This window comes from Bilophila sp. 4_1_30 (assembly GCF_000224655.1).
GTDB lineage: Bacteria > Desulfobacterota > Desulfovibrionia > Desulfovibrionales > Desulfovibrionaceae > Bilophila > Bilophila wadsworthia.
In genome coordinates, this window is record NZ_JH114236.1 from 15,044 (window position 1) to 34,637 (window position 19,594).

The following is a 19,594-nucleotide window of genomic DNA, read 5'->3' on the forward strand; positions in this document are numbered from 1 at the left end:
ACCCCTTCCCTTCAAAGACTTTCGTCTTTATCGAATCCCTCATGGCGATTTCGGGGAAAGTGGGGAACACGTCTTTGTGTTTATGAAAAAAGCCCTTCGGGAAGCATCCTGAAGGGCTTTTTTATGGCATCCGGAATGGTTCTCTTCTGGAGCAAAGCAGGGGGACTACGGTAAAGCCGCCATCCGCGTCACAGCAACCATCATCTGCCATTACAAAAGGTTGAGGAGGATGGAGGTGCGGTTTGGGGAGGAGGAAGGGCCCTTTTTGAAAAAAGGCATCTTCCTTCCCCAAAAGGGTTCTCCTAAATAATCGACTTCCGCGGATACCGGGTGCCGGAAACGTAGAAGGTATTCTCCACGATGAAGAGAGCCTTGTCGTCAATGGCGAAAACAAGGTTCTCCAAGCGCCGCAACATGATATTGTTGGTTACGGTAAGGATGATCTCGCGGTCGCCGCCGCTGTACGCGCCCTTGCCCTTGAGCACGGTCGCGCCGCCGTAGCCTTCGGCGATGATCGCCTCGCACAGCGCCTCGCCCCGATCGGTGACCACGTAGACCATCTTCCTCTGGCTGCCCATACGGAGCGCGTATTCGATAGTCGCGGAAGCCACGAAAACCTGAATGAACGACACGATGACCATATCAAGGGAAATGGTCGCCATAGAAGCGAGGAACATCACCGCGTTGAAGCAGAAATTAAACCGCCCGATGCCGATGTTCCAGCGCTTGTTCAGGATAACACCGATGAGATCCAGGCCGCCGCCGGACCCCAGCGTCCGCAGCATGAGCCCGGTACCCGTACCGCAAAGGACGCCTGCCGTAATCGCCGCGTAGAAGTGATCCTGAATCGGGACCTGAAAAGTGATAAGTTCACTGATGATCGTGGTCGCAAGGCTTCCGTACAGGCTGTAGAAGAAAAACTGACGCCCGATTTGGAACCACGACACGAAGAACAGCGGTATATTGATCAACAGGTACCAGATCGCGGGCGTAAACAGCCCGGTCGTATACCAGCCGAGCAGACCGGCACCGAAAATCCCCCCGGTAAGGAAGCCGTGATGCGCGGCCACAGCCTGCGCGCCGAGAGAAAAGAAAACAGCGCCGACAGTCAGCAGGAAGAGGTTCCACAACATGGACTGAGCGAGCTTGTTCCTTTGAGGCAAACTGACTTTCATGAAAACTCCGTATGGATTAGGCGAGATGGGCCGTACTGACGAGGTGGCGCCCGGCTTCGCGGACGGACGGGCAGCCAGTCAACACCATGCTGCGCACAAGCTGATTGTAAAGATGATCCGCCGTCAGCTTCACGCCTTCGGAACCGCCCCCCACGGCGGCGAGACAGAAGGGACGGCCAATCAGCACGGCGTCCGCGCCGAAGGCCAACGCCTTGAGCACGTCGAGCCCGTCACGGATGCCGCCATCCATCAAAACGGCCATGCGGCCCTTGACCTGCGCGGCGATGGCGGGAAGGACCTCGATGGTCCCCGGCGTATGATCCAGAGCCCGCCCGCCGTGGTTGGAAACCACGATGCCGTCGCATCCGGCGCGCTCGGCGGCGATGGCATCTTCGACCGTCATGATGCCCTTGAGCACGAATTTCATACCAAGCTCATGCGAACGATCAACGATGGCCGCCAATTCGGCGCACGTTTTCGGAGACACGGGGCGCCCCATGCGGGCCAGGGCAATCAGCCCGGCTGCGTCGATGTCCATGCCGAGCACACGGGTTCCGGTGGCTGCGGCCCTGCACATCTTGCGCTCCAGTTCCTCGCCTTCCCACGGCTTGATGAACGGAATCCCCCAGCCGCCTTCGGCGGCGATGGCGGCATTCCCCGCTTCGTGCAGTTCATCCGGCGCGCCGTCGCCGACACAGCCGGCAATGCCCGCTTCGCGGCAGCCGGATACGATGGCCCGCGCGTATTCCGCCTCGGAAAGGGCCCCGCCCATATTAAAGGAGGTTCCCCCTATGGGAGCGGCCAGCACGGGCAGGCGCAACCTGAATCCGAGCACCTCCGTTTCCGTGACGGGCTTCTTGACCTCATGAATCAGACGCATGTTCAGACGGATGCCGGCAAGCGCGGCCACATTGTTCTTGAACGCGCTCCCGGTTCCGATGCCGCCCATACCGGGCGTTTCGCCTGCGCAGGCGCGCCCATCGCACACGGGACAAACACGGCAAAAACCCTTCATGCGCTCTTTGGCGTTGGCGCGGACTTCCTTAATATCCATAATAGGGGACTCCCAAATGAAATGATAGAGAGAGGTGGATACCCGAACGGGCTTCGCCTTGCAATATTGTGAAAGGCTTCCATATCGTAAAAGAAGGATGCGAGGAGGGAAAAACGGACGGAACAGCCTCTTTCGTGAGTACGTGAACCGACATATATCGTCAACAGGCTGAGAAATATTGTTCTCCGCATGAGAGATGACGGCCCCTCGCCAGCTTGCCTGCGGGCCATTCTTTTTCTATGCTTCTTGTTCGCTCTCTTTTTCTCTTGTAACGACGGCACGCCCATGCCGCTTCAAGGACGTTTTCCCATGACCCAATCCGTACCTTCCCATACCGGACCCGCCGCGCTCATCAAGCTCGCGCAGGACGTTCTGAATACTGAAATCGCCGGGCTCGCCGCCGTGCGGGACCGGCTCAACGCCCGGACGCCGGAAAAAGCCCCCCTCGTCCTTGCGCTGGGGCTTCTGGCGGCGTGCACCGGGCGTGTGGTCGTGACCGGCATCGGCAAATCCGGCCTGGTCGGCCGCAAGCTTGCCGCCACCTTTTCTTCGACCGGTACACCGGCCTTCTTTCTCCATCCCGTGGAAGGAGCCCACGGAGATCTGGGGAGCCTCCGCAAAGACGACGTCATCATTGCCATCTCCAATTCCGGTGAAACGGCGGAGCTGAACGCCATCCTGCCCGCGCTGAAATCGCTCGGCACCAGCCTGATCGCCATGACGGGACGGGAGGACTCCACCCTTGGCCGCCTTGCCGACGTGACGCTGCATTCGGGCGTACCCCGTGAAGCCTGCCCGCACGGGCTTGCCCCCACAGCCTCGACCACTGCGGTCCTCGCCCTCGGCGATGCGCTGGCCGTTTGTCTGATGCAGCTAAAATCATTTACGGAAAAAGATTTCCTGCGCTACCATCCCGGAGGCAGTCTGGGGCAACGCCTGAAGCTCAACGTCAGCGAAGTCATGCGGACCGAGGGCCTTCCTCAGCTTTCCGAAACAAGCCTCTTGTCGGAAGCCCTGCGTCAACTGGATCAAGGCAAGCTTGGAGCCGTGCTTCTGCTCGATGGCGAACACAGGATCAGCGGCATCCTGACCGACGGCGACGTCAGGCGGGCCGTTTGCCGCGGGACGCTCAATCCCGAGGCCCCGGTCAGCACCGTCATGACGCCTTCTCCCCGCTGCGGGACCCGAGGCGACACGGTCGCCACGCTTCTTGAGCTCATGGAAAGCAAAGCGATCACGGTGTTGCCCATTGCTGACGAAGAGCGCCGCCTGCTCGGCATGGTCCACATGCACGACCTGCTTGGTCAGGGCAGTGTTGCCTTTTCGCAGCATTGATGCACGCAATGGCTTTTGTTTTCTAGAAAAACCGTATTCCCTCAATGCCGCCCTGAACGCGTCTCTGGCACTCCCTTGGAGTCGCTTTTGATCGCTGGTTGGCTCTCGGGAGTGATAGCTTGCGCAAGGGCAATCCGAGCTTATTTTCCTGTTGAATGAGGCAGGTGCGCTCGGCACAAAACACTGTGATACGCCGCACCATTTGGCGAGACACCGGGGAAGAAGGCTTTTCACGGAAAAAGCCCTTCCCCTTCTTTTTTTGCAAGATAAGGAACGCTATGGAACCGATCACACATGCCTTGAGCGGAGCTGTCATTGGCTGCGCCCTGCCGGGGAAACGCCGCTGGTGGCTTCCGGCATGGGCGGCGCTGGTAGCGGCTTCTCCCGATATGGATGTCTTCTTTACCCGCACCCCGCTGCAATACATTGAGTACCACCGGGGGATCACCCATTCGTTCGTCGGCGGTTTGGGGCTCGCTTTCCTCCTTGCCCTCATCCCCTGGCTGATGAACCGCTGGCGGGTCCCCAAAGTCCCCGACGACTCTCCGCCATTCGGCTGGCCGCTGACGCTGGCATGGCTCGTGGCCTACCTGCTCATTCTGCATCACATTTTTTTGGACTGCATGAATTCGTACGGCACGCAGGTCTTTCTGCCGTTCAGCGACTACAGGGTACGTTTGAATGCGCTGTTTATCGTAGACCCGTTGCTTCTCCTGCCGTTGGCCCTTGGGCTCTTATTCTGGCGGAAGCGGCGCGCCGTCATGATCGGCCTGCTGCTCTGGACCATCCTCTACCCGCTCGGCTCGCTGGCCACACGGGTGGGGCTTGAGGCGCATCTCAAGGACAGCCATTACACGCCCGACGTTTTCACCCAAGAGCTTCTCAGTGAGGATTTGACTCCCGGGCAGCGTGGAAAGGGCCTCTGGGATGATGTGCGCGCCGTGCATCTCGTTCCCGACGCCTTCACGCCTTTCCACTGGAAACTCATTCTGGATCGCGGGAGCGTCTGGGACGTAGCGGGCTATACGGTATTCACGGAGGAGCCTCAGACGTTCATTGCCTACGCCAAGCCGCCGCAGCCGCTCTGGGCCGAGCTTGCCGCAAAGGACCGCATGTTCCGCGCGTACGAACGCTTTGCCCTCTACCCCGCCCTTGAGGCTGAAATTCCGCTGGAGGGGCCCCTCAAGGGATATACAGAATACGTATTCAGCGATCTGCGCTTCGGCTCGACCATCGGCTGGGTTGACGATATTCAGGTACGGCGGCACGGCAAGCCCACGACCTTCCGCATCATGGCCCGCGTCGCCCCGGATGGCAGGGTCTCCGCAGTCCGCTTCATTACCACCACCGGCGCGGGCGGAGACAGCGGCTGGAATCCGCCTGTGGAGTGAAAAAAGGAAAGAGGAAAATCGGGAGAGGGGAGAGGAAAGCCTTCTTGAGAAGGGTTTTCCTCCTCCCTCCTCTCTCCTTCCCAAGGCTTTTACGAAATGGGAAGGCAAGGCTGAAAGTTCCTTCGTTTTCCAGTCAGCAACCACCCCCAAGCGAGTGGTTGCATGTTTCGGTCGTTTCGCTCCCTTAATCGACCAACGCCGTAACGCAAGAGGGCATCCAACGGGATGCCCTTTTCTTTTCAAAAAAGCCGTTCACGAAATCCGAAAACCCACAATGAAGGATTCGATAAAATCAAAAGCCTTTGGGAAGGGAGGGATGGAGTCCGGGCAAGGGAGGGAAAAGCGTGGGGGTACCCCCTTTCTTCAGAAAGGCTTTCCCTTCCCCGGTTTCCCAATGCAACCTAACGCCGCTCCAGCAAAGCCAGCGTGCCGGCAATCTGACGTCCGAGGGGCGACTCGCGGCGCAGCTCGCGCTCAACCGAAGCGATACCCTTGAGCACTGTGGAATGACGGCGGGAAAACTTGTCGCCGATGTCCTGCAAGGATAACTCGGTGTGCTTGCGGGCGAGATAGAAAATCGTGTTGCGGGCCACCACCAGATTCTGCTTCCGGCTGCGGGATGCCAACTGCTCGGGCGAGAGGCCGAACCCTTCGCACACCTTGCGGATAATGGAATCCACATCCACAAAAGGATCGTCAAGGCTGTACTGCGCCAGAATTTCCTGCGCCATTTCCACGGAAATGGTACAGCCAAGCAGCTTGGCCTTGAGCAGCAGGTTGTGCACGCAGCTTTCCAACTGCCGGATATCCCCGGTGAGGCGCTCGGTCAGCACATCCACCACCGTATCGGACAACAGCGCGTTGTTCTGGCGGGCCTTCTCCTGAAGGATACGGCGGCGCGTGCTGGCATCGGGCTTTTCAATACCGGCGAGGAACCCCGAACAGAAACGCGACACGAGGCTGTTGTCCACGTTCCGCAGCTCGCAGGGAGCAAAGGAACTCGTCAGGACGACGCGGCTTCCCTTTTCCTGCAGGGACTTGATGGTGGAAAGCACCTCATCCTGCATCTTTTCCTTGCCCTGGAGGAAATGCACGTCCTCAAGGAGCAGCAAATCCACATCGCGGAAACGCCCCTTGAAGCGATCCACGGTCCGCGACTGGAGGGCCTGCACAAAACAGCTCGAAAACTCTTCGGCGGTCAGATACTCGACCTTGGGATTGGAGCGGTTGCTGGCCTCGCACAGAGCCTGCCCCACGGCCTGCGTGAGGTGCGTCTTGCCGAGCCCCGGCCCGGAGCTGAGGAACAAGGTATCCACGGCGGCACCGGAACGCGCCATGTTGCGCGCCGCGGCATAGGCCATGTCATTGGTGGGGCCGACCACAAAGCTGTCGAACGCGTACCGCCAGTTGTGCGGGACGGACTGGTTCACGGGCATGGTGATGGGCAGGGAAAGCTGCTCGGCAGCGGAAGAAAGCAGGGACGGAGCGGCCACCGGACGGGGCGCGGGAGCCGTACGGGGACGACGGGCCGGAGCGGGCTCACCCTCAACGGAGACGGCAGGACGCCCCGGAACGGAACGGCTCGGTTTGGCGGGAGGATTGCCCGCGACCACGCTGATTTCCATCGTCCGCCCGAAAATGGCGGAGGCCGCATCGGAAATGTCGTTCAGCAGGCGATCGCGTACCCACGTCGCCACAAATCCATTGGGGGCGGACAGACGGATCTTCCCCTCCCCTTCAAGGTCGGCGGTGAGAGGCGCAACCCAAACCTTGTAGGTGCCGGGGTTGAGCCTGTTTTGCAGATCTTCACAGATTTTGAGCCACTGAGTTTTCATATCCGATTCTTCTAGCGTTTGACTTGTCCTGTGACAAAGCAGATTCGCGGAGTTTCTGCCCGTCGGGGCGCAAAAGGCTTCCCACAAAGGAGGATAAAAAAGTTACCCGTAATGACAGGCCTTTTTGCAATACCGCCACTTCTCCGATGTTTTCTTTACCCTTGGGAGACAAGGGTTTTCATATGAGGGGGCCCTGTTATGCACTGGCTTGTGAAAAACTTTTCCACAACCGTATTCCTGCACGGCCTGAAAAAGCTCAAGATCCCTTCATTTTTCAAAAACATACTTTGATACCGACCTGTTACCCGTATGGCAGACAGATGAAACCGGAACGGCCACGGAGCCGCTCCGGTTAAACGAACACACAAAAACGGGCCGCGCGAAAAGAACACGGGCAGCCTGCGTTTTTCCGGGAAGAAACAAGACGGAAGGCGATTTTTCTCAAACAAACGGAAAAAGTCAAACAGAACTTCACAAAAATCGCCTCCTCTTTCTCAAACAAGAGTGGTTCCGGAACGCAACATCCCGGAACCACCTTCAAAAACATTTTTCGGTGCGAGAAACTACTTTTTGGAGGGTGCCTTCACAGCCTTCAGGTAAATGTCGGTGACGTAATGGAGGCGCTCAAGGCGGGCCAAGTCACGCCGATCCAGTTCGCCGCTCTCGTTCTGGAAGGAAACGATATCATGCAGCCATTCACGCAGTTCGCTGGTCCCATAGCTCTGCTTGAACATATCAAGCTGCTGGTCGAGAGCGTATACCGGGTGATCCTTGATGTCGCGGATGGCTTCCTCACGGGTCATGGTCTTGCCGGTCCACGCATTGTAGAAACGCATGTAGTCGTCGGCAAGGTCCTCGGCGGGGGTCTTCTTCATCATGTCCACGCTGCGGAGATACACGCGGAGGAAGGCCACAATGTCGCTCTTGTGCTTGTTGGCATAATCCATATTGGCGACGAGCAGGATGGGCTGGCGGGCATTGCAGTCGCTGGAGTGCGCGACGGTCTTCAGGCCGAGCTTTTCGGCTTCAAAGGTCTGGGGGGCCCACAGCGCGATGGCGTCGCCCTGGCCGTCGGCAAACGCCTTCATGGCTTCGGACGGCTGCATGTCGACGATGTTGACGTCACGCTCGTTCAGGCCAAGGACGTGCAGCCAGCGGCTCAGCATGTAGTGAGCGGACGTGCCCTTGGGGACGATGAAGGTCTTCCCGCGCACGGATCCGGGATTACCGTACACTTCCGGGCAGTTGGGGTTAAAACCCTTCATCTTGAGGATGGGGCTGTCGGCACGCGTGAAAATAGCGTTGGAAGCGGATTCGTCGTTGCCGATGCCGACGATGTACAGGCGGCTGCTCAACGAAGCGGTCAGCGCGGGCATGGCCCCAACGCCGGCAATGGCCCAATTGGACGACTGCATTTCGTCAATGACGTTTTTACCGGATTCAAAGGGCAGCAATTCGAGATCCAGCCCTTCAGCCTTGTCCCATCCCTTTTCTCTGGCGTACCAGACCAAAAACGTTTCATGCTCGCCGAGCCATGCCGTGCGAAGAGGCACAAGGGGCTTGGCGAACGCTGCGGAGCCGCTCAGGCACCACGCGACCACAAAAAACAGGGCCAACAGACCAGCAAAGGGATTGCGCACTTTCATGATTTCCTCATCCACCCATGAGAACGTTCGTTTCCCCGGCTTCCGAACAGAGCCACTCCCCACAGAACAGCCAAGGACATTTGCCATGACCATACCTCAAAAAAAAGGCAGTGGCAACGCGGGGCGCTCTTCAGAGTTTTTCGGTGTCAAAAGAATCATGGAACAAGCGCCGCATCATCACGCCCGACATGGCGGCAGGAGCGGCATCAGGGCCATTCCCTTGCTTCTTTTAAGGAAGCGGCATATCTTTCGGGACAGAATCCGTACCGTCAGCGCCGCGCGGCGCGCTCCGGGCGGCCGGAAAGGTCCCCCCAAGCGTTCCCGCCGCGCTCTTTCTTACGCAACAAACGTTCCCGCGATCCGTTTTCGCGTATCCTGCGAGGGAGTTCATGGCACTTTTGAGTTTACAGGGCGTCACGCTCAATCTGGGCGGCAAGACGCTTCTCGATACCGCCGACCTGCATGTGGAGCAGGGTGAGCGGGTCTGTCTCGTCGGGCGCAACGGCGTCGGCAAGTCGTCCCTGATGGCCCTGCTGTCCGGCGACCTCACGCCCGACGGCGGCACCATCGTCCGCACGCCGGGCGTCACGTTCGGGCATATGCCGCAGGCCGTGCCCGATCATTGGAGCGGCCCGGTCTTCGGCGTCGTGGCCTCAGGGCTCGGCAAAGAAGGCGAAGCGCTGGCCGCCGCCCATCTCATTGCCACGGGCCGCGAGGATCAGCTCTCCGCCGCCAAGCTGGCGCTGGCCCGCAACCTCCTCCAGACCGGGGAAGGCTGGGAACGCCACGGCGACATCCTTGAGGCGATCAACCAGCTCGGGCTCGATCCCGAGGCGGACTTCGCCACGCTCTCCGGCGGGAACAAGCGCCGCGTGGCGCTGGCCCGCGCCCTCGTCGCCTCCGAAAACCTGCTGCTCGACGAGCCCACCAACCATCTGGATATCAAGACCATCGCATGGCTGGAAGATTTCCTCGTCCGGCGGGTCAAGACCTTCGTTTTCATCAGCCATGACCGCGCCTTTGTGCGCCGCCTCGCCACGCGTATCGTGGAGGTGGACCGTACCCAGCTCTACAGTTATGCCTGCACGTTCGACCAGTTCCTCGAACGCCGGGAGGAACGCCTCGACGCCGAGGAAAAACAGGCCGCGGCCTTCGACAAGAAGCTCGCGCAGGAAGAAGCGTGGATACGGCAAGGCATCAAGGCCCGCCGCACCCGCAACATGGGCCGCGTCCGCGCGCTGCAGGCCATGCGTTCCGAACGGATGGCCCGCGTGTCGCGTCAGGGCGTCGTTTCCATGCTCGCGCAGGAGGCGGAACGCTCCGGCAAGCTGGTTATCGAGGCGAAACAGGCGGGATTCGCCTACCCAGACGGCTACCGCGTATTCAACGCCTTTTCGACCATCATCCAGCGCGGGGACCGCATCGGGCTCATCGGCAACAACGGCGTGGGCAAGACCACCCTGCTCCGCCTCCTTCTCGGCGAACTCGAACCCACGGAAGGCTCCATCCGGCACGGGACGCGGCTCGAAGTCAGCTATTTCGATCAGCTCCGCTCCTCGCTCGATCCTGAAAAATCGGTCATGGACAACGTGGCGAACGGCAACGACACCGTGACCATCAACGGGCAGCAGCGGCATGTGGCCAGCTACCTCATGGATTTCCTCTTTGAATCGGACCGGCTCAGGGTTCCGGTGCACACGCTTTCCGGCGGCGAGCGTAACCGCCTGCTCCTCGCCAAGCTGTTCACCATGCCTTCCAACCTGCTGGTTCTCGACGAACCCACCAACGATCTGGACGTGGAGACGCTGGAACTGCTTGAAGAGCTGCTCGCCAGCTATTCAGGGACGGTGCTCATGGTCAGCCACGACCGCGAGTTCCTCGACAACCTCGTCACCACCACGCTGGCGCTCGAAGGCGACGGGCAGGTGCGCGAGTACGTGGGCGGGTACACGGACTGGCTGCGCCAGCGCCCCGAGCCCGTGGCTGCCCACACCGACAAGCCGAAACCCAAGCCGCTGGCCCCGCCCGCCAAGATCGGCCCGCGCAAGCTGACCTTCAAGGAACAGCGCGAACTTCAAATGCTCAAGGACGAATTGGAAGCCCTGCCCGGCAAGATGGCGGCGCTGGAAGACGAACAGCATACGCTGGAAGACCGGCTCAACGATCCCGGCTTCTTCGCGCGCGATCCCGACGGATTCAACGCTACCGCCAAGCGCATCTCCGAGCTTGACGACGAACAGACCGCCGCTCTCCAGCGCTGGGAGGATGTCGAGTTCCGCATTGCCGAACTGGAAGGCAAGGTCGAAGACAAGTAGAACCATTGGGGAGGGAAAATTTTTCTGAAGAAGGGGGAAGCACCCCACGTTTTCCCTCCCCTCCCCAACCCCCACCCCTCTCTTTCCAAAGAGTTTTGTGCTTATTGAATCCCTGTTCGCAGGTCTTTTTGAGGTACAGGTTCTCTTTTGAAACGGTACATATTGAGGTGACACCCTATCCGTCACACTTCATCAAGCTGTATTTGCATTCTTTTTTACCTCCATACATTGTCACCATGACAATCCACATTGTCCCGCTCGCCAAAAAGATTGATCCATGACCAGCCGGATCGCTACCCCGGTTCTCCGGAGCGCTGTTAAGTTGCGCCCATCATCAACGCAACCAACAGCTTCTTAAGGAGATAGATCATGGAGAAAGGCACGTTCCAGCTCAAGTCCGGTCTGGCCGAAATGTTGAAGGGTGGCGTCATCATGGACGTCACCACCCCCGAGCAGGCAAAAATCGCACAGGAAGCGGGCGCGTGCGCCGTCATGGCGCTTGAGCGCGTCCCCGCCGATATCCGCAAGGCCGGGGGCGTCGCCCGCATGGCCGATCCGACCGTCGTCCTGCGCATCATGGACGCCGTGACCATCCCGGTCATGGCCAAGGCGCGCATCGGGCACATCGTCGAAGCCCGCATCCTTGAATCCCTCGGCGTCGACTATATCGACGAGAGCGAAGTGCTGACCCCCGCCGACGACCGCTTCCATATCGACAAGCGCGACTACACCGTGCCGTTCGTGTGCGGGGCCCGCAACCTTGGCGAAGCCCTGCGCCGCATCGCTGAAGGCGCTTCCATGATCCGTACCAAGGGCGAGCCCGGAACCGGCAACGTCGTCGAAGCCGTGCGCCACTGCCGCATGGTCCTCGGCGAAGTCCGCGCCCTGTGCGCCCTGCCCGAAGAGGAAGTCGCCAACTTCGCCAAGGAAAACGGCGCGCCGCTCGAACTCGTGCTCAAGATCCGCGCCGAAGGCCGTCTGCCCGTGGTGAACTTCGCCGCTGGCGGCATCGCCACGCCCGCCGACGCCGCTCTCATGATGCAGCTCGGCCTTGACGGCGTGTTCGTGGGCTCCGGCATCTTCAAGTCCACAGATCCGGCCAAGCGCGCCAAGGCCATTGTCGCAGCCGTGACCCACTACAATGATTACAAGATTCTTGCCGAAGTCTCCCGCGATCTCGGCGAAGCCATGCCCGGCCTGGAAATCTCGACCATCGCGCCCGAACAGCGTATGCAGGAACGGGGCTGGTAAACCGATGGCCGCAACGTCCGCTCCGCGCATCGGCGTGTTGGCCATTCAGGGGGCCTTCCGAGAACACGTCCGCTCCCTGCTCCGCTGCGGGGCCGAAGCCGTGGAAATACGCACGCGGGAAGACCTCGAAGGTCTTTCCGGCCTTGTCTTCCCCGGAGGCGAGAGCACGGTCATGGGCAAGTTCCTCATCGAATGGGGCATGATGGGCCGTGTACGGGAGCTGATCCAAAGCGGAATGCCCGTATTCGGCACGTGTGCGGGGCTTATCTTGCTCTGCTCGGACATCCTCGATCATCCCGAGCAGCCGCGCATCGGCCTCTTGAACGCTTCCGTGCGCCGAAACGCCTTCGGGCGGCAGATCGACAGCTTCACGGCTCCGCTGGAGCTGTGCCCATTCCCCGCAGCGGACGGCAATCCAACGGATCAGCCTCCCCTCGAAGCCGTTTTCATCCGAGCGCCGCTCATTGAAGAGGTCGGCCCCGGCGTGGAGGTACTCGCCCGGGTCAACGGGTTCCCCGTTGCCGTGCGGCAGGGGAACGTCCTCGCCACCTCCTTCCATCCCGAGTTGACCGATGACCTGCGCCTGCATCAGTGGGTCGTGGATATGGCTGGAAAGAATTAAGCATTGAGGAGGGGAGAGGAAACCTTTCTCCAGAAAGGTTTCCCCTCCCTTCCCCCGAACCCCCATCCCTCCTCTTCCCAAGACTTTTGACCTTATCGAATCCCTGTTCCGCGCCTTTCCCCGTTTTGGGAGGATGGAAAGATATAGAGCAGGCTCCCCTTTGAGTATTACGGATTGAGCAGTGCACAATTCAAAATACAATCCAAGCCAATAAAAAGCGCCTTTCCCGCACAAACACGGGAAAGGCGCTTTCTTCTTCAGCAGGCAAAACCGCCATGAGGGATCAATAAACACAAGAGTCTTTGGAGAGGAAGGGATGGGCGCGAGCCGCGCTGGCAGGTTTGGGAGAGGACGGAGAACCGTGGGGGTGTTCCCCCCCTTCCTCAGAAAGGTTCTCCTTCCCCTCCCCAATCCCTCTCAATCCCGCCCTACTTCGCGCTCTCCAAGAAAGCTTCCATCTGCTCGACGTCCTTGTCGCCGCGGCCGGAGAGGCACACCAGCAGCGCGGCGTCCTTGGGCAGTGTGGGAGCCACTTTGACGGCCTGCGCCAAGGCATGGGAGGATTCGAGCGCGGGGATGATGCCCTCCGTACGGGACAACAGGAAAAACGCGTCCACGGCTTCCTTGTCGGTCACGCTGACGTACTCGGCGCGGCCTATGTCCTTGAGATAGCTGTGCTCGGGGCCGACGGAAGGATAGTCAAGCCCGGCGGAAATGGAGTACACCGCGCCCGGCTCGCCGTTCTCATCCTTGATCATGTAGGAATGGAAGCCGTGCATCACGCCGGGTTCCCCCTTGCACAGGCTGGCGGCATGATCGCCGTAGGTCAGGCCGCGTCCGGCGGGCTCCACACCAATAAGACGCACGTCCGCATCGTCCACAAATCCGGCGAACAGGCCGATGGCATTGGAGCCGCCGCCCACACAGGCGAAAGCGGCCACAGGCAGTTTCCCGCATTCGGCAAGCATCTGTTCGCGCGCCTCACAGCCGATGACGGACTGGAAATGGCGAACCATCGTGGGATAGGGATGCGGGCCGACCGCCGAACCAAGCACATAGAAGGTATCGGGATTGGCAATCCACGCGGCGAGCGCCTCGTCCACGGCTTCCTTGAGCGTGCGCTGGCCGGAAAGCGCGGGCACGACCTTCGCGCCGAGCATCTCCATGCGGATGACGTTCAGGCGCTGGCGCTTCATGTCCTCGGCGCCCATGTACACGGTGCACTCCAGCCCGAGCAGGGCCGCCGTCGCCGCCGTCGCCACGCCATGCTGCCCCGCGCCGGTCTCCGCTACGATCCGCTTCTTGCCCATCCGCTTCGCCAGCAGACACTGGCCCAACGTATTGTTGATCTTGTGCGCGCCGAGATGGTTCAAATCCTCACGCTTGAGATAAATCTTGGCCCCGCCGAGGCGTTCGCTCAGATTGGCGCAGAAAAAGATGGGATTCGGACGCCCGGTGTAGTGCTTGAAATAGTAATCCAGCTCGTCCTTGAAAAAGGAATTGTCGCGATACCGATCAAAGGCTTCGGTCACTTCGTCAAGACGTGCCTTCAGATCATCGGGGACAAACTGCCCGCCGTAAGCGCCGAAGAAACCGGTGGATTCGGAAGCGGAGAGGGAAGCGGAAGACATATTCATGGCAGTTTCCTCATCTTAGGACGGGATACCACCACAAAAAAACCGCGACCAGTATCCCGGCCGCGGTTGGATGTTTACGCTCTGTGAAGAAGACTCGACAACCCGGCACTCTTTAGCAAGAGCGCCACCACCAGCGAGCGGAAAGAAGGTTGACGGATTGAATGTTCATGAGCGGTATGATGCCCCGATTCGTTTTTCATGTCAATATCGTTTCTGCTTTTTTCTTTTCGCGAGCAAAGACAACCAGTTGTCGTTTTTGCTGTTTTTCGGGGCTTGCAGTACGGCGGACGACGGGATATTTTCCCGCGCATGTTGACGACACGGCAAAAACACATCGCGCAAGTACTGGGATGCCTCACTCTGGTTTATATCTCGTGGGGCTCTTGTTTCATTTCCATCAAATTTGCTATTGAGAGCTTTCCCCCGTTCATGATGTGCGGCCTGCGCATGATGCTTGCGGGCGTGCTCCTGTATCTCTGGAGTTGGGCGCGTGGCGAACGCAACCTGCCAACCCGCAAGGACCTCTCCCAAAGTTTCGTCCTCGCGTTCTTCATGGTATTCATGGCCAGCGGTTTCCTCGCCAAGGGGCAGGAATCCATCTCCTCTGGTACGGCGGCCATGATCCTCGGCGCGGTGCCTATCTGGATGGTGCTCGGCGGCTGGCTGTTCTGCGGCGATCCCCGGCCTTCGTTAGTGCAGTTCTTCGGACTCGGGACCGGCTTTGCGGGCCTCATCCTTCTCAGCGTCAATCAGACGGCTTCCGGCACGGACTCCGGGTGGGGCATCCTGCTTGTGCTGTGCGCCGCCTTCGGCTGGGTGACGGGCTCGTTCCTCTCCAAAAAGCAGGCGAGCGAGACCCAGCTTTCCGTCATACAGACGAGCGGCCTGCTGATGTTCATCGGCGGCCTGCAGAGCCTCGTGGGTGCCGCCGTGCTTGGGGAATTTTCCACGTTCTCGATGGATTCCGTCACTCCGCTGAGCGCGGGGGCGCTGCTCTATCTGGTCATCTTTGGGGCGATCATCGCCTACACCTGTTATTTCTGGCTGTTGCTGCACACGCGCACCGTGGTCGCCATTTCCTATGAATACGTCAATCCGGTCATCGGCGTATTCCTCGGCTGGCTGCTCGCGGGCGAACAGGTGGACGGCGTCATCGTCACGGCCTGCTGCCTGACCGTCCTTTCCGTCTTCTTCATCGTTTCCCGAAAGCACGGATGAACGCCTCCAGTCCCGTCCGGGGCAGGCTTGCGCCGAGCCCCACCGGTTTTCTGCACCTCGGCAACGCATGGGCTTTTCTGCTCGCGTGGCTGGCCTGCCGGAGCAAAGGCGGTTCGCTCGTGCTGCGCATGGAGGACATCGATCCCGACCGTTCCCGAGCCGAGTACGCCGACGCGATCATCCGCGATCTGCGCTGGCTCGGGCTGGACTGGGACGAGGGCCCGGACGTCGGAGGACCGGCAGGGCCGTATACCCAGAGCGCCCGCATGGAGCTGTACGCGGACGCCCTGAACCGTCTGGACAGGGCCGGGCATACCTACCCTTGCTACTGTACCCGCAAGGAGCTTCGCACATTGGCGGGTGCGCCCCATGTGGGGGATGCCGGGGCCGCCTACCCCGGAACCTGCCGCAACCTGCCCCCCGAACGCCGAGCCGAGCTGGAAGCCTCCGGACGCCGCCCGTGCATCCGGCTCCACTGCCCTTCCCAGAGCTATGTTTTTGAGGATGCCGTATTCGGCCCTTTCCGCATGACATTGGAAGCCTGCGGCGGTGATTTCGCCTTGCGGCGCTCTGACGGCGTCATCGCCTACCAGCTTGCCGTGGTCGTGGACGACGGGCTCATGGGCATTACGCAAGTCGTCCGGGGGGAAGATCTGCTCGTCTCCACGCCGCGCCAGCTCGCCCTGTTCGATCTCCTCGGCTATCCCCGCCCCGCCTATATGCACCTGCCCCTGCTCTGCGATCCCGAAGGCGAACGCCTCGCCAAGCGCCACGCAAGCCTCACGCTGGCCTCCCTGCGTGACGCGGGCGTCTCTCCAGCCGCCGTAGCCGGCTACCTCGGCTGGAAGGCGGGACTGATCGGCGCGCTCGCCCCCGCCCATCCCCGTAATCTCCTTCCGGCGTTCGATCCGGGCCGCCTGCGCTTCCTTCCCGAACGAGTCCTTATCGAAGCCGATCTCACGGCCTCGCTCTCCGTCGTCTGTTGACACGAAAACCCCTTTGTTGTCGCGCCGCAAGGTGTCTCTTGTTGCGTCTTGCGCCGATGGATGCTATTTTTTGGGCTGTTGTCTTGTCGCACTCGTCTGTGCGTTTCGCAGGCTCCCAACGCAAGGAAGGTTTCCTTCATGGCCGTATACGACGTTTTTACCCCTGAATGTCTGAATGATCTTTTCCCTATCCAGCGGACCAATGATTTTTTCGATGCGCTGTTCGGCGATGCGGAAGAGGGAGCCTATGATATCCGTCTCGTTGTCGATCCCGAGGAAAGCGACGATGGCGAACTGCATTTTTACTTCGAACTCCACCAGCGCGCGGGCCGCTGCCTCGTGTGCAGCCTGACCTACGGCCTGCCGCAGGTTTTCGAGCGCCACCCCATCATCAATCTCAAAGGTCTGGTCAGTGACATTGCGAGCCGCGCCGGATGGGAACTCGATGACGTATGGTGGCGCATCGGCACTACGGAAAGCCTCTCCAGCGCGCTGCACCGCATCCCGCTGGTGCTTATCCAGAATAAAGGAAAATAGTCATGGCCGAACTTTCTCCCGCGTCCGCCGGGGATGCCGTTGCGCGTCTGCTGGCGGCCGCCGGGCCGATCCTGAGCCTCGACATCGGCAGCGGGACGCAGGATGTCCTGCTGGCCCTGCCCGGCGAACGGGCCGAAAATTGGCCCCGTTTCGTCCTTCCCTCCCCCGCGCTGGGCATCGCCGACCGCATCCGCCGCCACACAGCAGCCGGTCGCCCCGTCTGGCTGTACGGGCACAACATGGGCGGCGGTTTCGCCGTCGCCGTTCAGGAACAGGCGGCAGCCGGGCTCGCCCCCGCCGCTTCGCCTGATGCGGCCCTCGCCCTGCACGACAATCCCGAACGCGTGAAGGCGCAGGGCGTCTCCATTACGCCGTCCTGCCCCAAAGGATACGCCGCCGTTCCGCTGGCCGACTACGAGCCCGGTTTCTGGGACGGCCTCCTCAGCGCCGCCGGGCTTCCCAAGCCCTCCCTCGTCGTTGCCGCCGCACAGGATCACGGACATCATCCCGAAGGCAACCGCGTCGGGCGCTTCAACCTCTGGCGCGCCCTGCTCACTGAAACGCAGGGTGATCCCGCCCGCTGGCTGTACGACACGCCCCCCGCGCCCTGCACCCGGCTCAACGCCCTCCAGCAATGCACGGGCGGCCTGTGGCGGATACCGCCACGGCCGCCGTCCTCGGCGCGCTCGCCGCGCCGGAAGTCGCCAAGCGCAGCCAGCGCCAAGGCGTTACTGTGGTCAACGTGGGCAACAGCCATGTTGCGGCGTTCCTCGTCTTCAAGGGGCGCATTCTCGGCGTCTACGAGCACCACACCGGGATGCTGGATACCGACGCCCTGCTGTTCGATCTCAAGGAATTCGGTTTCGGCTGGCTTCCCGACGAACAGGTGCGCGCCAAAGGCGGGCACGGCTGCGCGTTTCTCGCGCCTCTGCCTCCTGAAGCGGAAGGCTTTGCCCCGACCTTCGTGGTCGGGCCGCGCCGCGAGATGCTGCTGGGGCACGCCCAATTCATCGCCCCGCACGGCGACATGATGATTGCGGGCTGCCACGGGCTGCTGCACGGCCTTGCGTTGCGAGAGGCATAATGGTTTGCATTGGGGAGGAGGAGAACCTTCCTGCTAGAAAAGGTTCTCCTCCCCTTCCCCAACCCTTTTCCCGTCCTTTCCCAAGATTTTTGACTGGTGGGGTGGCTGCGCGGCGGGAGTTCCGTTGGATGAGGGAATAGTTTTGCGAATAGCGTGTTAACCGTTTTTCAACCAAGTACGGATACGAAGATGGATTACTTTGACAAAGCCGAAACATGGGACAGAGCCACGCTGGAAACCGTTCAGTTGGCGCGCCTGAAAACGACCATTCAGCAAGCCAGCCGCGCGCCTTTCTACGCCAAGCGTCTTGCCGAAGCCGGAGTGTCCGCCGACAACCTGCGCTCCCTTGAGGACATCCGGCGGATTCCCTTTACCAGCAAGGACGATCTCCGCTCCCAGTATCCGTATGGGCTCGCCACGGTTCCGCATTCCGAATTCGTGCGTATGCACTGCTCCAGCGGCACCACCGGCACCCCGGTAGCCGTCTGCTATACCCAGTCCGACATCAACAGCTGGGCCGATCTCATGGCCCGCTGCCTCTACATGGCGGGCGTACGCAAGGACGACGTGTTTCAGAACATGTCCGGCTACGGCCTGTTCACGGGCGGCCTCGGCATCCATTTCGGCGCCGAGCGCCTCGGCTGCATGACCATTCCGGCGGGCGCGGGCAACTCCAAGCGCCAGCTCAAGCTGGTGAAGGATTTCGGGACCACAGTGGCCCACATCCTGCCCTCCTATGCCCTGCATCTCGGCACGACCCTGATTGAGGAAGGCGAAGACCCCAAAGCCCTTTCCCTGCGCATCGCCTGTGTGGGCGCGGAGCCTTACACCGAAGAGACGCGCCGCCGCATCGAAGCCCTGTTCGACATGAAGGTATACAACTCCTACGGCCTGTCCGAAATGAACGGCCCCGGCGTAGCCTTCGAGTGCCAGTACCAGAACGGACTGCATCTCTGGGAAGATGCCTATCTAATGGAAATCATTGATCCGAATACCGGAAAGCTGGTTCCGGACGGCGAAGTGGGCGAACTGGTGCTCACGACCCTGTGCCGCCACGGGATGCCCATCCTGCGCTACCGAACTCGCGATCTTACCCGGATCATCCCCGGCGACTGTCCCTGCGGCCGCAAGCACCGCCGCATCGACCGTATCCTTGGCCGCTCCGACGACATGATCATCGTCAAGGGCGTGAACATCTATCCCATGCAGGTCGAGCGCGTGCTCATGGCCTACCCCGAAGTGGGTCAGAACTATGTCATCGTCCTTGAGCGCGACGGCCTCAAGGACACCATGAAGGTGCAGGTCGAAATCCGCGAGGAGAGCTTTGTGGAAGACATGCGCGTGTTGCGCGGTCTTCAGGAAACCATCGCCCGCGCCCTCAAGGACGAAATCCTCATCACGCCCAAGGTCGAACTCGTACAGCACAATTCCCTGCCCCGCACCGAAGGCAAGGCCCAACGCGTCATCGACAAGCGCGAGAAGAGCTGAAGGAAGGTGTTGTGAAGATT

General features: G+C 60.6%; 14 protein-coding genes and 1 pseudogene. 10 read left to right on the forward strand and 5 right to left on the reverse strand.

All coding sequences use genetic code 11. The features are described 5' to 3' along the window. Nucleotides 1-302 precede the first annotated feature (302 nt). Nucleotides 303-1,175 (reverse strand): YitT family protein, encoded by an 873-nt coding sequence (locus HMPREF0178_RS18575; protein WP_005029406.1) that lies wholly within the window; start codon nt 1,173-1,175, stop codon nt 303-305. Nucleotides 1,176-1,191: 16 nt separating this feature from the next. Beyond that, the gene (locus tag HMPREF0178_RS18580; protein ID WP_009369111.1) at nt 1,192-2,229 is read right to left on the reverse strand and encodes an alpha-hydroxy-acid oxidizing protein; all 1,038 of its coding nucleotides are present in this window, start codon (nt 2,227-2,229) and stop codon (nt 1,192-1,194) included. A 309-nt stretch (nt 2,230-2,538) separates the two neighbouring features. On the opposite strand from HMPREF0178_RS18580, the gene HMPREF0178_RS18585 reads away from it, so the two are divergent. Beyond that, complete coding sequence (locus HMPREF0178_RS18585; RefSeq protein WP_009369112.1) at nt 2,539-3,564, forward strand: SIS domain-containing protein; 1,026 nt, start codon at nt 2,539-2,541, stop codon at nt 3,562-3,564. Nucleotides 3,565-3,842: 278 nt separating this feature from the next. Continuing rightward, a complete protein-coding gene (locus HMPREF0178_RS18590; RefSeq protein WP_009369113.1) occupies nt 3,843-4,955 on the forward strand; it encodes a metal-dependent hydrolase in 1,113 nt (370 codons plus the stop codon). Nucleotides 4,956-5,356: 401 nt separating this feature from the next. On the opposite strand, the gene dnaA is transcribed toward HMPREF0178_RS18590, so the two are convergent. After that, a complete protein-coding gene (dnaA, locus tag HMPREF0178_RS18595; protein WP_005029399.1) occupies nt 5,357-6,790 on the reverse strand; it encodes a chromosomal replication initiator protein DnaA in 1,434 nt (477 codons plus the stop codon). A gap of 563 nt (nt 6,791-7,353) precedes the next feature. Then, entirely contained in the window at nt 7,354-8,436 is a 1,083-nt protein-coding gene (locus HMPREF0178_RS18600) for an ABC transporter substrate-binding protein (RefSeq protein ID WP_039959415.1), read from the reverse strand. A 389-nt stretch (nt 8,437-8,825) separates the two neighbouring features. Between HMPREF0178_RS18600 and HMPREF0178_RS18605 the strand changes: the two genes are divergently transcribed. The 3 genes from HMPREF0178_RS18605 (at nt 8,826) to pdxT (ending at nt 12,624) form a co-directional block, all read left to right on the forward strand. Further along, the gene (locus HMPREF0178_RS18605) at nt 8,826-10,751 is read left to right on the forward strand and encodes an ATP-binding cassette domain-containing protein (protein WP_009369116.1); all 1,926 of its coding nucleotides are present in this window, start codon (nt 8,826-8,828) and stop codon (nt 10,749-10,751) included. Between the two features lie 366 nt (nt 10,752-11,117). After that, nucleotides 11,118-12,002 carry a pyridoxal 5'-phosphate synthase lyase subunit PdxS gene (pdxS, locus tag HMPREF0178_RS18610; protein WP_232281332.1) on the forward strand — a complete coding sequence of 295 codons (885 nt, stop codon included), beginning with the start codon at nt 11,118-11,120 and terminating at the stop codon, nt 12,000-12,002. A 4-nt stretch (nt 12,003-12,006) separates the two neighbouring features. Then, complete coding sequence (gene pdxT / locus HMPREF0178_RS18615) at nt 12,007-12,624, forward strand: pyridoxal 5'-phosphate synthase glutaminase subunit PdxT (protein ID WP_009369118.1); 618 nt, start codon at nt 12,007-12,009, stop codon at nt 12,622-12,624. Nucleotides 12,625-13,052: 428 nt separating this feature from the next. Here pdxT and trpB read toward each other — a convergent pair whose 3' ends face one another. After that, nucleotides 13,053-14,261, reverse strand: coding sequence for a tryptophan synthase subunit beta (trpB, locus tag HMPREF0178_RS18620; protein WP_009369119.1), 1,209 nt, complete (start codon nt 14,259-14,261; stop codon nt 13,053-13,055). Nucleotides 14,262-14,570: 309 nt separating this feature from the next. Between trpB and HMPREF0178_RS18625 the strand changes: the two genes are divergently transcribed. From HMPREF0178_RS18625 to HMPREF0178_RS18645, 5 genes and pseudogenes are all read left to right on the forward strand, one after another. Beyond that, complete coding sequence (locus HMPREF0178_RS18625; RefSeq protein ID WP_005025908.1) at nt 14,571-15,479, forward strand: EamA family transporter; 909 nt, start codon at nt 14,571-14,573, stop codon at nt 15,477-15,479. Next, the gene (gene gluQRS, locus HMPREF0178_RS18630; protein ID WP_009369120.1) at nt 15,476-16,465 is read left to right on the forward strand and encodes a tRNA glutamyl-Q(34) synthetase GluQRS; all 990 of its coding nucleotides are present in this window, start codon (nt 15,476-15,478) and stop codon (nt 16,463-16,465) included. Before HMPREF0178_RS18625 ends, gluQRS begins: the two co-directional genes overlap by 4 nt. A gap of 138 nt (nt 16,466-16,603) precedes the next feature. Next, nucleotides 16,604-17,002, forward strand: a complete 399-nt coding sequence (locus HMPREF0178_RS18635) for a hypothetical protein (RefSeq protein WP_005025904.1) — start codon at nt 16,604-16,606, stop codon at nt 17,000-17,002. A 2-nt stretch (nt 17,003-17,004) separates the two neighbouring features. Further along, nucleotides 17,005-18,086, forward strand: a pseudogene (locus tag HMPREF0178_RS18640) (DUF1786 family protein). A 189-nt stretch (nt 18,087-18,275) separates the two neighbouring features. Beyond that, entirely contained in the window at nt 18,276-19,574 is a 1,299-nt protein-coding gene (locus HMPREF0178_RS18645; RefSeq protein WP_009369123.1) for a phenylacetate--CoA ligase family protein, read from the forward strand. Nucleotides 19,575-19,594 lie beyond the last annotated feature (20 nt).